Origin of the sequence: Neolewinella agarilytica (genome assembly GCF_900110645.1) — a bacterium.
Classification (GTDB): domain Bacteria; phylum Bacteroidota; class Bacteroidia; order Chitinophagales; family Saprospiraceae; genus Neolewinella; species Neolewinella agarilytica.
Genome location: NZ_FOFB01000035.1, coordinates 24,842 through 38,151, shown reverse-complemented (window position 1 = coordinate 38,151; position 13,310 = coordinate 24,842). Strand labels below are relative to the sequence as shown.

8 protein-coding genes are annotated in these 13,310 nt (G+C 52.7%); 2 read left to right on the top strand and 6 right to left on the bottom strand.

From position 1 onward, the window contains the following. Positions 1-62 precede the first annotated feature (62 nt). Positions 63-926, top strand: a complete 864-nt coding sequence (locus BM123_RS21735; RefSeq protein WP_090172877.1) for a LysR family transcriptional regulator — start codon at positions 63-65, stop codon at positions 924-926. Between the two features lie 118 nt (positions 927-1,044). Here the strand turns inward: BM123_RS21735 and BM123_RS24465 are convergent, their stop codons facing one another. From BM123_RS24465 to BM123_RS21705, 5 genes are all read right to left on the bottom strand, one after another. After that, positions 1,045-4,275, bottom strand: coding sequence for a lamin tail domain-containing protein (locus tag BM123_RS24465; protein WP_217642203.1), 3,231 nt, complete (start codon positions 4,273-4,275; stop codon positions 1,045-1,047). A gap of 351 nt (positions 4,276-4,626) precedes the next feature. Then, a complete protein-coding gene (locus tag BM123_RS21720) occupies positions 4,627-6,084 on the bottom strand; it encodes a vanadium-dependent haloperoxidase (protein WP_090172876.1) in 1,458 nt (485 codons plus the stop codon). A gap of 479 nt (positions 6,085-6,563) precedes the next feature. Beyond that, on the bottom strand, positions 6,564-10,601 hold the full coding sequence (locus tag BM123_RS21715) for a T9SS type A sorting domain-containing protein (protein ID WP_090172874.1): 4,038 nt from the start codon (positions 10,599-10,601) through the stop codon (positions 6,564-6,566). Positions 10,602-10,885: 284 nt separating this feature from the next. Beyond that, a complete protein-coding gene (locus BM123_RS21710) occupies positions 10,886-11,413 on the bottom strand; it encodes a phage tail protein (RefSeq protein ID WP_090172871.1) in 528 nt (175 codons plus the stop codon). 49 nt (positions 11,414-11,462) lie between these two features. Then, positions 11,463-11,756: a hypothetical protein gene (locus BM123_RS21705; RefSeq protein WP_090172869.1), complete on the bottom strand. Its 294-nt coding sequence runs from the start codon at positions 11,754-11,756 to the stop codon at positions 11,463-11,465. 537 nt (positions 11,757-12,293) lie between these two features. On the opposite strand from BM123_RS21705, the gene BM123_RS21700 reads away from it, so the two are divergent. Beyond that, positions 12,294-12,578 (top strand): hypothetical protein, encoded by a 285-nt coding sequence (locus tag BM123_RS21700; protein ID WP_090172867.1) that lies wholly within the window; start codon positions 12,294-12,296, stop codon positions 12,576-12,578. Positions 12,579-12,662: 84 nt separating this feature from the next. On the opposite strand, the gene BM123_RS21695 is transcribed toward BM123_RS21700, so the two are convergent. Continuing rightward, on the bottom strand, positions 12,663-13,304 hold the full coding sequence (locus tag BM123_RS21695; RefSeq protein ID WP_090172865.1) for a class I SAM-dependent methyltransferase: 642 nt from the start codon (positions 13,302-13,304) through the stop codon (positions 12,663-12,665). Positions 13,305-13,310: the final 6 nt, after the last annotated feature.

Below are 13,310 nucleotides of genomic sequence, written 5' to 3'. Positions count from 1 at the left end.
GCTCTTTCAACTAATGCTCTGCAAGACTATCTTTAGGCTTTATTGATGCTTAATAATTATCAATGGAGTTGCGCCATTTACGCTATTTCGCCACGGTTGCCGAGGAGTTGCATTTTCGCAAAGCGGCGGAGAGACTGTTCATCGCCCAACCAGGTCTTAGCCGACAGATCCGACAGTTGGAGCAGGAGCTCGGGCTGGAGCTGTTTGTTCGCCATAATCGTAAGGTGGAGCTAACGGCCGCCGGCCGTTATTTCCAGCAGCGGGTAAACGAAATATTACGTGACCTGGAAGGAGCCATCACCAACGTTAAACTCATCGCTGATGGTTTGCGTGGCGAGCTGCGGGTTGGTTACATTGGCTCTGCGATGCAGCGAGCTATTCCGGATTTGATGCTGTCCGTCAATCGGGACTACCCCGATATCCGCTTCGTGCTGCGGGAAATGGACAACCCACAGCAGCTGGAGGCTTTGCTTCAGGGAGAGATTGACCTGGGCTTTGTGCGGATGGAACGAGTGCCGCCACCGCTGGCGACAAAGACGCTATTGGAAGACACCTTCTCTCTGGTGCTGCCGGAGCAGCACCCGGTAACGAGTGAGAACTTTAAGGACCTGAAGCAACTAAAAGAAGAGCCGTTTATCCTCTTCGAACCTTCCTACAGCGAGAGTTATTATCAGAACGTAATGCGTTTGTTCGACGCGGCGGGCTTTTCACCGAAGCTGTCTCACAGTACCGTCAATGCCAGTTCGATTTATCGATTAGTCTCGGCAGGCTTTGGCCTGTCCATCGTTCCCACCGTACTGAGTGAAGGCTATGATATGCGGGTGAAGTTCATTGAGCTGACGGCATCAGCGGAACGGACCAGCCTGCGGATGGTATGGAATGAAGAACGGAAAAATCCATTGCTGGAAAAGATTGGGGTTGGGTAGGCCTGACCACCACGCGCAGGAGCGCGTGCTGGCCGGCAAAACACTGCACCTGCGTCCGCGCCACCTTTTTTTGGGCGCTGCCGCAGGTGCAATGGAAGAAGCTTTAAAAGCAGTGGCACTACCTCCGCAGCACAACCTTATGTGTTTCGGTTGCCAGCCCGTCCAGCACCGTCAGCAGGTAAAGGCCTTCAGGTAGGTTAGTGGCATTGATGGTCAGGTTAACCGCTCCCTGACTAAGCGTACTTTCCTGCAGCAAACGCCCGTCGGAAGAAAAGAGCCGGAATTGCAGGTCGTCCGAATAGGCCTGCTCCAGCCGAACGTTGAGCAAGCCTTCGCTGGGGTTGGGGAAGAGGGTGATCTCTGCTCCCAGGAGTGGGATGAACCTCGTGCTAACGATTCCATTCACGTTCTCCGCGTTAAAGGTCGGCGTCATGTCCAGGAAGCCTCCCGTCCCGTTCGCAAAGCGACCGTGGGAAATGTCAGCTGACTGATCAAGGTAGGTTACCGAGTCAATGAGCGCCGTGTCGGCATCTGCCAGGATGACCGTCTCCCCTCCGGCGGAGAGTTTGAAGTCGGCGTGCAGGCCCTCCTGGTCAAGGTCCTCATCCGCCCAGATAATCAGGTAACCGTTAGCCTCGATCGAGCTACCGTCAGGGAAGGCCCATTTGGTGGGGTTTTCTATGTCATCAGACAGGAAGAACCCGTCCAGCGTAATACTTGAATTGGAGTTGTTGTAGAGCTCAATCCAGTCGTCGAAGTCACCATCCTGATCTGAAGCGGTGGCATCATTGGAGGCCATGAACTCATTGACGACCAGCTCTCCGGCCAGTGGGCTGGTGCTGAAGGTCGGGTCAACGGGGTCAGTGGTGCCTTCGGTGTTTTCCGCGTTGAAAGTAGGCGTCATGTCCTGGAAGCTACCCGTGCCGTTGGGGAAGCGACCGTGAGAAATGTCGGTCGACTGGTCAACGTAGGTCACGGTGTCAATGAGCGAGGTGTCAGCATCGAACAAAAGAACCATCTCTCCGCCGGCAGAGAGTTTAAAGTCAGCGTGTAGACCGTCCTGTTCGAGGTCTTCGTCGGCCCAGATGATGAGGTAGCCATTACCGTCAATGGAGCTGCCGGCAGGGAAGGCCCATTTGGTGGGTTCTTCGATGTCATCGGAAAGAAAGAATCCATCAAGGGAAATACTCGAGCTGCTATTGTTGTAAAGTTCGATCCAGTCATCTGCGTCGCCATCCTGATCGACCGCCGTGGTATCGTTGGAGGCCATGAACTCATTGACGACCAGGTCTCCGGCCAGCGGGCTGGTACTGAAGGTTGGGTCATCAGGGTTGGTGGTGCCATCCGTGTTCTCCGCATTGAAGGTAGTGGTCGTCATTTCGCGAAAACTTCCCGTTCCGTTGGGGAAACGACCGTAGGAGACGTCGGTGGTTTGTTCGGGGTAAGTCAGGGAGTCAACGATGGCGCCATTTGCGTCGATGAGCACAACTTCTTCGCCTCCGGAGGAGAGCTTAAAGTCAGCGTGCAGGCCGTCCTGTTCCAGGTCTTCATCGGCCCAGATGATGAGGTAGTCATTAGCGGCAATGGTACTGCCGTCAGGGAAAGCCCATTTAGTGAGGTTGCCAGCATCGTCTGAAAGATGAAAGCCGTCGAGAGAAATGCTGGCGCCGGTATTATTATAGAGTTCGATCCAGTCGTCAAAATCGCCGTCCTGATCCGCCTGGGTCAGGTCGTTGGAGGCCATGAACTCGTTGATGACCAGGTCTCCGATCAGGCTGCTGGTGTTGCTGGCCACGATTTCGTAGAATTCGTGCTCCGCCCGCTGGGGAGAGAATTTTCCGATGCCATCGTTTTCTGCGTAGAGGTAATATTCCGTTTGTATGCTGGCCGGAACGAAGCTGACCCCGAATACACCGTCGCCCGCAGCCCCATCGCCGTGGGCACCGTCGTCAAACATCTCAATGGTCTCAAAGGGAGCACCGCTGACGCTCCGCAGGTTCAGGTAAGCACGCAGGGCATCCGTAATGGTTGCCGTAATGGTCAGCGCTTCACCAACAGCGGGAGAGCTGCCGGACAGTGCAAGGTTGCTGATCGCAGGCTCCGCTTGGGTGAAGTCGCTCAGGCCCAGGAGATAATCAGACCGTGCGTCCATAAGGTTGGTAATGCCCGGTGTGCTGCTGCGGCGTTCAACGATGTCATTGGTCAGGTTACTCACAAAGTTGTTGTAGGTGAAGAACTTGTTGTTATCCGCCTGAACGGCTGCGTCTATTGTCGTTCGCAACATAAGGGCCATGTCTTCGTATGCGCCGTTTGCAAAATTTTCCTCCAGCATCGTTTTAACGTGCGCCAGGTACTTACGCTTGTACTGTGGTACGGAGAGTAACTTGCTGATAAGCGGGAAAGAAGCATCGTTTTCGTGCAGCAGATGGCTCAACTGTGCTTTTTGGGCGGTACTGTTTAAGCGAATACCGCCGCCAGCGTCGCTGAATACGCCCAGGGATTCGTTGAGGTCCCAGACGGTAGGGAGGAAGCGGCCGTTGTCGTCGCGGTAGAGGTAATAGTTTTGGGCATAGGTGCCGATATAACTGTCCAGATTGACCAGCACGTTATCGAAGGCAAGCATCCAGAGCACGCGGTCTACATCCAGAATCTGCTCAATGTCGTTTACGTGATTGTTGAGGGTGTCACAGAGGTCGATGAGCTCCGACCAGCCGAAGTCAGATTTTAGCTCGTAGGCAGCATAGTAGGCGGAGCTGTCTTCGCCACGGTATTGCAGGTCAGGTACAACCGTAGTTCCCTGTCCGGCACCGGCGGGCGGGTTACATTTAATGCGGGCATTTTCTTTCGAGCCGTAGTATTTGTCAACAAACTTTCTCGAAATTGCTTCCGAATTACTGTAAAGGCCCATCAGGTTGCCATTTACGTATACATTGGCGTAGTTCGATAGCGGTGCGTCCATATATTGGCGTAGCACCTGATAGGAGAGTACTTCACGGATGAAGGATGGGTCTTTTGCCACATTACTCAGCTTAATGTCCGTATAGCCATCATAAATATGGTCTTTATAGGTGTCCAGCTCAATGTGAAAGGGGTTCTTTGTCTGGTTGGCATTGTAAGTGCTATTGCCTTTATACTTAACACCAACGCTGTCAAATACCTCACCATTAATCGTCACACTTTGCGCCAGGATGTAATCGCTGGTACTGGCATAGGCCTGATCCAGCAACTGGTCCCAGTTGCTTTCCGCAAAAGTGATTTCTATGGTTTGGATGGTCTCCAGATCGTAGAAACTCTGGGCTTGGATGCTTACCGTCAAAGAGAAGGTAAGAAGAAGTAAAAACTGTTTCATAGTTAGAATGGTGGGTGGATTTTGGGTTGGACGCCGCAGGTCCGTAAAATCCTTCGTGGGCAGACAGATTATTTTCGAAGAGCAAGTCATTGCAGAGAGTAAATAAAAAAGAGGGCAAAAGCCGAGCGGTTGATCGCCTGACTTCTGCCCTCAAAAATAATCCTGCTTCAATTCAATCCCTAGTGGGTGAATTCACAATTACCTGACCGTTATTCCTTGTCTTTTCGCACCGTGACTTCGTCGCTGAAATCCTCATTTAGCTATGGCTAAATTCCGGTTTCAGCGCCTCGCCACGGCACGAAAATCCCACGGACTAAACGGCCAGACAATTATGAACTCACCCACTAGATCCTAGCGGGCGTTCTGCCGCAGCCTCAGGTCATTTACACCGTCGGCTATTTCGTAACCCAGGCGCAGGCCCTCAACACAGTCCATGCGGATATGGACCCCGAGCGGAATACGGGAAAAGGCGTTTTCCTCGGCCAGCTGTTCGAAACTGTCAAATGTTCTGGGGGCTCCCCGGAACTCCTCTCGTCCTTCGTGGGAACGATCGGTAAAATTGGTGCGGTTACCGAAAGTTTCAATGAAAATCCCGCCCGCTGCAGAAGCAAAAGCGGAATGGCCGGAAGGGTAGCCCGGAAAGCCGGGGTTCGGCCAGAAAACAAGGCGAAAGAGGTTAGTCTGGTAGTCCGGGTCAACGAAATCTCTCAGGTATACACTAGGCCGCATAACCATGTGTTGATATTTATACTTCCAGGCGGCAACGGCAGCATCGTTGAGCGAAAATCCAATTCTGGCCATTAGCTCCAGTGATTCCGCTAAACTCAGGTCATATTGGTCAATCAGTTGGTTGGCGATAGAGATCTGACGTACCGGAGGGCTCATCATCAGGTTCTCCACGTCATCACTCCAGAATTCTGCAATCCAAAGCTGTTCACCGTCTTCCTCCCGGGCATCGTTGTTTACTTTGTATACTTCTTCCATCTCATTGCGGTAGTCACTCCCGGGAACCGTACTGTAGGGAATTGGATCCACCGTCGTGGTCTGCTCCGTTGAAACGGCGAAGGTTCGTACTCTTTCCCAGTAGGGAAACAGCGCGCGCTCCGGGTCTGCGGAGTAAGTCCAGAATCCCGGCCCGGTGGGCGGCTCATAGGAGCGGGGCTGTGGTTCCAGAATTTGAGCTTCAGCCTCCGTATCCGTTTGGCTGTAAGCAATAACCTGCTGAGCTACGTAAGCTCCCCAGGCTTCTGCGTCTGCGATTTCCTGTTCAGTCATGTTAAGGATAAGGTCCTCCCGGGTTTCGCTCTCCATTTCGTCAATGGCTACATTATGTTCTACCGGGACATTGTAGAGGAAGTGATCCAGCACATCAGCGAAGCAGGCGTTAAGGGCCAGCTCAACTTCATAGTCACGGTCACTCAGGTCATCATCCAGTGTGAAGCCGTTTAGTCGCTCCGTATTGGATATGTAACCGCGCATGTTCGGGCGGGCAGTCTCGTAGGCTGCCAGATAAATGTAGGCCATCGCACGAGCACTGGCGTTGGGGCGCATCCCTTCGGCGTAGCGCTCAATTTCCAGTAATAAGTCGGTCCATTCGGTCACGATTTCTGCTCCGAGTGCGTTGGCGTCGTCGCCGCCACGGCCATCACCGCCACGTCCGCCTCCGTTACCTCCGCCGGCCCGGAGGGCTTCTTCTTCCGCTGCATCCAGCAGGGGAGTTACGCTTAGATCTTCGTCCTCATTACAACTCACGACCATTATGGATAGGAGTAACAGGAGGAACAAGGTTCCAATTGAATTAATACGCATTTCTACTTGTTTAATGATGAAAAATTCTCAGCCCCAATTCGGAGACCGATCACTGAAAGGTATTATGACAAAGCGGTAGCGCTACCTGACTATCATAAAAAACGAGTAGAAATGGATTCTTATAGTTGGATGGTTTGCAGGCTTAGACGGAGCTAATCCTGAAATCCTTCGCAGGTGGCGTAAATTTTATTGAAAAATAATATTTGCGCTATTTACGTGAATAAATAGTACGATTTCCAGAAGAGCTATCTGGGCCTTTGTTTGCGCTGTAAGCCTGCAACCTAAAGCACCTGCGTAAGCGACGAGGTTTTTTTCGGCGCGTACGCAGGTGCATCATTTGGTTGAGACGCTATGCGTCGATCGCGAACGCAGACTCCCGGAGAGGGGTGGTGCGGTAGCTTTTGCCCGGCCAGGGTGTTACACGGGCAAAGTCGCTTCGCTCCCTTGCCCGGCTCGACGCATAGCGTCTCGACCAGGGACTATTGGCGGATGACGCGAACGGTCTGCGTTTGCTTACCATCCCGGGAAGTGGCACGGAGCAGGTAAACCCCACTCGCCAGCTCCCGCGTTTCCACGCGGGTACCGGAGCTGGTAGCGCTCGTCTGCAGCTGGATCAAACGCCCGGTCAGGTCATAGAGACTCAGGTCAACGTCCTCGCCGAAGGAGGTGGGAACGGTGACCGTAAACGCATCCGTCATCGGGTTTGGCCGCACGGAGATGCGGGCCAGGTCGCCGAGGAAGGTGACGACCCGTACGGGAGAGTAGGTGACCGTGCCGTCAAAATCCGTTTGGCGGATGCGGTAGTAGTTCTCGCCCGTCAGCGGGGCTTCATCGATTCGGAGGTAGCGGTTGCTTTCCAGCGGGGCCTGCTGGGCGATCACGGCCCAGGCGTTGCCGTCGGGCGAGCGTTCGATGTGGAAGCCGGCGTTGTCCGGCTCGGTGGTGGTTTCCCACTGCAAATCAACCGTCTTTGCACCTGCGTCCGCGCTGAAAGACAGCCATTCTACGGGTAAGGCGGCACTGATGGTTACTTCCGCAGGAGCCGTAGACGTATTGCCAAAGTTATCGCGGGCCGTAAGGGTTACCGGATAGACACCTGCTTCGGTGAAGGTGTTCGGGCTTACAGACACGGGTACTACCGGAGGACCTGCAGCGCGGCCAATTTCCGGGCAGTTGTCCGAGCTATTAGCCGCATCAAAAACTTCCTCGGGAAGAATGGTTACCGTGCCATTAGCATCGAGCATTCTTTCAATATTAATCGCTGCCACAACGGGAGCTGTTGTTTCGTGTAGCAGGGTAGTGCTCACACACTCGCCGTCGCCACAGCCATCGGGGCCCTGCACGATACAAACAATGGAAATGTCTTCGTCTGCATCGGGGAACTGGAGGTTGATGGAACTACCGGTACCCAGGAAGACAGGACTGCCGGCACCCGTGAAAAGGCTCTGGTCAGCACAAGTGCCCATATACCAGTAAATTTCCTCAGAATCGTTCAATTCGGCCAGGGCCGTTAGCGTGAAATCCTCCAGGGCACAGTAGCCGTCAGCAGCAGGCATAGGGACTTCCGAAAAAGTGCCAGGCGTGCAGGCGGCATCAATGGTTATGGCGGATTCGCAAACTGCAGAGTAGGTGCCGAAATTGTCGACGGCATAGATTTCAGCTACGGAAACACCGGCGGGGACCTCCATTTCGGTTGGACCGATGAAGTCAATCTCAAACACCAGGTCACCGAAGGTGCAACAACCGCTGGAAAGGTCGTAGTCAAAAATAAAATCTCCGCCGGGGTAAGCATCAGGGGTGACAGAATAATACGGGTGGGTTAAGCCTTCAAAGACAAAACTGTACTGCTGGCCTTGCACTACGGGGAAAGGAGTGTCCAGGAGAATCTCGGTGAGGCTGCCAGTAGGGCTGGCAAATAATTCAATGCCAGATTGGACAAGGGCTGGGAAACCGAAGCTGCCCGCTGTACCGCTTCCCGTTCCTGAATTATATAGGAACATAATCGCATTACTCTTTGCCGCTGCGAAGCGGACTTTGATGGCCTGGATATGGCCCGTTTGCGGAGCCGTGAAGGACTGACCGTGACCAATGGAATTAAAGTTGCCATTTGCATTATCCCGCTGACCGATCGTCGTCTGCTCGTTGCCAAATACAACGGCGTATACGCCCTGGTCATCCGAAGCACTTGCCGTGAGATCTGCCGTTGACAGGCTGTAAGTAGTCTCTCCTTCCGGGATGTAGTCCCGGAAGTCGTTACAAGTGAGGGTGGGCGGCGTAGCGCAAACTCCAAGCGGGTCGTTAATCTGAATGAGAACATTGCATCTGCCTTCCTGGCTGGTTGGGCCAAAGGGACGATCACGATAGAACATACTTTCGGAATTGATGCCGAGGTCGTTACAGCCGAAAGTGTTTTGGGTCACTCCTTCATTTACCGAGCTTGCGGCACAGTTGTCCGAGAAGGAGGTAAGGATGTCTTGAATAACGGAATTACGGAAGAGGAGAAAGCTGGCGTTGGCATCCAGGTCATAGGCTACGTTTTGGCAAGTTACCTCCGGGGCGATATTGTCTTCTACCGTCACCATGGAGGTACAAGTGGCAGACTGTCCTACGTTGTCCGTAACGATGAGCGTAACCATCTGAGCGGGCATGTCCACATCATCACAATCAAGTATATCCCCATCGATGCTGAAGAGAAGATCTTCGGGAAGCGTGTTGTCATCACTGGAACCGTCATCAATACTACTGAGGTCGGCGTTACCATCGGCGTCAATCTGGACGACGGCTGTGGCGGCACACTGGGCGGTGGGGGCGTCGTCACAAGCCAGAGAGGGGTCGAGGACCGTAATGGTTGCAGTACAGGTAGCCTCCTGCCCGTTCCCATCAAAGGCTCCGAAGAAGTAGGTGAAGGTTCCGTTAGTAATGTTAGCACAGGTGATGGTACGATTACCGCTGCCAAGGTTAGTCGGGGCCGGGGCACAGTTGTCGTCCCAGTTTTGGATCATTCGATCAAAGATATCGCTGTTGCTGATGAAGTATTCTCCGGTTGCGTCCAGGGATACGGTGATGTCAGTACAGTCGAAGGTGGGGGCGATGTTATCAGAAACCGTTACTGAACTGGAGCAACTGCCCTGACCTCCTGCAGCATCCTCCACGGTTAGTGTTACGGATATGGCCGTGGTGGAAACATCGTCACAGGTGAAATCAGTCACGCTGAGGCTCCTATTGGTGATGCCACAGTTGTCCGTGGAGCCGGCATCCAGGTCGGCTGGCGTGAGCGTCGCCATGCCGTTTTCGTCAATCAGGACTTCGACGTCCTGCAGGCAGATGGCGGTCGGTGGTGCTATGTCGGCATTGTTGAGGGTAATGCGACAGGTGTCTGAGGCATTGCCTTCCAGGTCCGTTGCTACCAGCTTGATCTCGAAAGTTCCGCTACCGAGTAAGGTGCCCGCTGCGGGGATTTGCAGTAGCGTGGGGGTTGAGGTAGTACAGTTGTCACTAACCGTGATGAGTGAGGTGTAATCCGGAGTTTCGAACATACAGCTGCCGTTATCTACGCCGTCCTGTTCGTCGCTGGGGCAACCCGTGAGGGTAGGCGCTTCCTCATCCGGACCACTGTTACAGTTACAGTTGTCGTCTAGTGTGTCGGTGGTGCAGGGGTCGCCGTCGTCACAGACGGCTGCACAGCGGGCATCCTGGGTGCCATTACCGCCCACGGTTGGGGAGTCGCTACAGCCGCCCGCAGGCTCGCTTTCCCAGGCCATGGCCAGGGTAGAGGGTGGGTTAGGGATACTGGCCAGGGTGTTGAAATAAATCACGGCCCCTCCGGCGCCAGAGCCCCGCATTTCCCAGCGACCGTTAGTTACATCGAATTCGATTTCCAGGCCCTGAGCGGTATTAGAGTAGGTGTTCCGCGTTCCGTCGTTACCCGTTAAGGTAAAGGCAATTACACCGCCAAGGCAGGGGCTGTCAAAAGATACCCCGTCAAAAGTTCCCGGGTTGGGATCAATACAATCAGGAATGTTGTCTCCGTCGTCATCAAGAGTGTCATCCTGTCCGGGGCAGACGTCGTTGTCGTTACAAATACCATCCATATCATCATCCCCAATACCTTCGCAGGGAGTCCCGGCGGTAGATTGGGTGCCGCTGCCGCTTACAGTAGCGGAGCCGGAGCAACCCGATGCAGTGGCCGGATAAGGTTCCGTAGCAGAATCCGGCGGGTTGGGGCTAAAGGTATTGGGGCCGGTGGCGTAAAGGATATCAGAGGCACTACCCGTACCAAAAAGTCCGGCCAGCCATGTTCCGCTGGCCTGATCCCAGAAAACACTGAAGACGGGGTTGCCTGGCCCATTGAAGCTTTCATCTCCATACATATGGCGCCCGGTTGCATCTGTACCTGTATAGGTGAGTATAAGCGATCCGGTGCAGGGGCTGTCAAAATTAATGGTCATTCCCGCTTGTCCGGAGATAACAGCGGTAAATAACAGGAAGCTGGAAATAAGAGCGGTACGGAATTTCATAGGTAATGGGTTGAAATTATGTCGAATAAATAGTAAGAATGACTTTAGCTCAGGCGCTTATCGCAGGTGCAGTGTTCTGGCTACTTAAGGGAGCAATGTCCCCCGTTGCCGGGTCGATAAATTTCTCAATGGGTGTCTTTCCAGGGAGGTGCTGGTGTTGACCGCCAGGAATCCTGAAAGCTTATCCCCAAGCCCTCTCCGGTGGCTCTTGTCTGAGACCAATAGGAGAGGAGCCTGGGGAAATACTGATGCGTTTTGGCTACTCAGGTTCCGAAACGATACTATTAGTTGCGGCTCGGGAAAACGCCCTGCAGGGCGATGATCATCGTTACCGAAGTGTAGGGGGATTGGTTGGAAAAGGGAGCATGCTGTCCTCCGATGTTTCCGGTTGATCCGGAGTTCAGGGTCGCGCTACTAGGTGGCGTGTCCGTGAAAATTGTTTCGCCCAGAGCGTTGAAGGCCAGGTAGCGGTCGGATCCAATGGACTGGTTGCCAACGGCTCCTCCTAATCGGATAGCGGGGCCTGGAATTGAAGGAAGGTTAGCTTGTGTCAGCGTGGTGGTCTCATTTCCACCACGTTCGCCTAACCTTACATTGCTCAGGCCTGGGCCGGTGCCCGGGCCTACCATGCTTCTGCCCCGGAGGTCAGGAAGGCCGAAAGTTGTCCGGCCATCACCACCGTAGGTAGTACCGAGAATGGAGAATAGCGCCTGGTTTTGGTTGATGGCTAATAGCTGGCCTTCACATTTAGCCCAGCCGCGAGGGGCGAAGTTACCGCCGAAGGCGACGATTTGTCCGAGAAATGGTTGCATAATGAATACGAATTTTGATGATTTAAAAGATGGGAGGTGGGAATGGAGATTAGTGTAGTCTGGCAACTAAGCGCCCCTTTTTCTTTCTTAAAGAAATCCGGTTGCCATTGTCATCTTCGAAGTCCAGAACTTCGCCGGAGGCGTAGTTGATTTTTCGAATAACACAGAGGCTGGCAGTTACCTCACCACTGTATGGATAGCTGTTTAGTAGTTGATGGAATTCATTTACCATTCGTACTTCTTCGGCCTTCAGAGACGGAGTACTTTTGGCCAGTACGAGTGCTGGAATGCTCAAGCCAAGCGTGAGCGTAGCGCCTTTTGTTATAAATTTTCGTCTGTTCATAAAGGCTAATTGAAGTAGTGTTGGTTGCTGATGATAAATCTACTCTGCTGCCTTTCTTACTCTGCTTTACAAGAGGAGAAACAGGTATAAACACCTGTGTAATCAGGGGGAATTACCTTAGGAGAAAGAGGAAACTAAGCCTGCAAAGAGGGCGCGTAAGGCGAATAGTGAAGTATAAATTAAGTCAGTGCTGCCTGATTAGAAAGCCCTGAAGCAAATAAGGAGTCGTTTTCTTGTGACTTAAGGTAGTCTGACATCTCCGCGCTTCGGCTATAATGGCAATAGAGAAATGGTTTATATCCATGAAAACAGGTATAAATACCTGCTGATCAGGTCTTAAAATACAGGAAGGGGGGGGCTTTTACGACGAAAAGTATGCCGGAAAAAAGTAGCCAGCAGGGGACTTGTCAGGAAGTATGACCGTCGAATGTCAGGAAAGGTAACCCATTGGGAGGACGGCAAATAAAGAAGCGTTGCGCTACCACTTGCGGTATCGTGAGATAGGTTCCCATTCCTTCATCCCAAATTCAATGAATTATGAAACGCTTATTCTTCCTTTGCCTGTTCACCTTTGCCTGCACCTGCGTGCGCGCCCAATCCCCCTTGCCCTTTACGGAGGATGAACTGAAGACGGGCTTCGCCGTCTCCGAGAGAAATGTTGAGCCGCCCGAAGATCATGCCCGCAAAATTTTCACCTTTCAAATGGAAGATGAACTCAGGCTGCCCTATCTTATTCAACGCTTAAATGAGTTGTTGATGGATCTGCCCTATGAGCAGGGCAAACTGTATGAACTGACGGTTACGGAAAAGAAGATCGATTAGCAAGGTGAATCAGGGTTGATTGGTGACAGTCTGGCCCTGATCCACCCTTATGCTTTATACACTAAGTTGAGCCAGGATGGTGTCTTATGGCTTCTTATACCCAATAAACATAAACCACCTCCAGGCACCGAAATAGGCTTTGGCTATCTGTTGCTCATGCTGCCTGAATTTTTTGGGCAGTACGTTTAACAGGTGGCCATCCATTCTTACGTGATGGCCCGCCATATGGTGTTCAAAACCAGAAACCGCCGTATCGTGAAAATCGACTACCGCCATCACGCCACCTGTTTTCAGGGTGCTTTTTGCCTGGTCAATGAGCCGGTCCCAGCCGGGGTTGACCATCGTCAGGCAATAGCTGAAAACGATCAGATCAAAATTTTCCCGAAAGGTTACTTCTCCGAAGGCCCCCTTAATCGTTGATATCCGGCCCTGATATGGCGTAATTTTCTTTCGGCAAATCTGGAGCATCTCTTCCGAAAGATCGATGCCCGTAATTTCAGCATGGGGGTATTTCTTAGCTAATTGAATCAGGTTCTTACCCGTTCCGCAGCCGATCTCCAGAATTGAGATGCTCTTTTTTTTGGGGATGGGTAGCGTCCTGATTAATTGCCGGCGGCCAAAGAGGAAGCTCCATCGCGTCATATCATATATTCTGGATTGAAACTGATAATATTTGCTGAGTGGATGGTTCTCTGTGTTGTTGATGGGAGCTATGTTTCTGGTCATGAGGGC

Bases quoted from the DNA above. Each gene is read 5' to 3' on its own strand.
- BM123_RS21735 (WP_090172877.1), top strand. From the start codon at position 63: ATGGAGTTGCGCCATTTACGCTATTTCGCCACGGTTGCCGAGGAGTTG.
- BM123_RS24465 (WP_217642203.1), bottom strand. From the start codon at position 4,275: ATGAAACAGTTTTTACTTCTTCTTACCTTCTCTTTGACGGTAAGCATC.
- BM123_RS21720 (WP_090172876.1), bottom strand. From the start codon at position 6,084: ATGCGTATTAATTCAATTGGAACCTTGTTCCTCCTGTTACTCCTATCC.
- BM123_RS21715 (WP_090172874.1), bottom strand. From the start codon at position 10,601: ATGAAATTCCGTACCGCTCTTATTTCCAGCTTCCTGTTATTTACCGCT.
- BM123_RS21710 (WP_090172871.1), bottom strand. From the start codon at position 11,413: ATGCAACCATTTCTCGGACAAATCGTCGCCTTCGGCGGTAACTTCGCC.
- BM123_RS21705 (WP_090172869.1), bottom strand. From the start codon at position 11,756: ATGAACAGACGAAAATTTATAACAAAAGGCGCTACGCTCACGCTTGGC.
- BM123_RS21700 (WP_090172867.1), top strand. From the start codon at position 12,294: ATGAAACGCTTATTCTTCCTTTGCCTGTTCACCTTTGCCTGCACCTGC.
- BM123_RS21695 (WP_090172865.1), bottom strand. From the start codon at position 13,304: ATGACCAGAAACATAGCTCCCATCAACAACACAGAGAACCATCCACTC.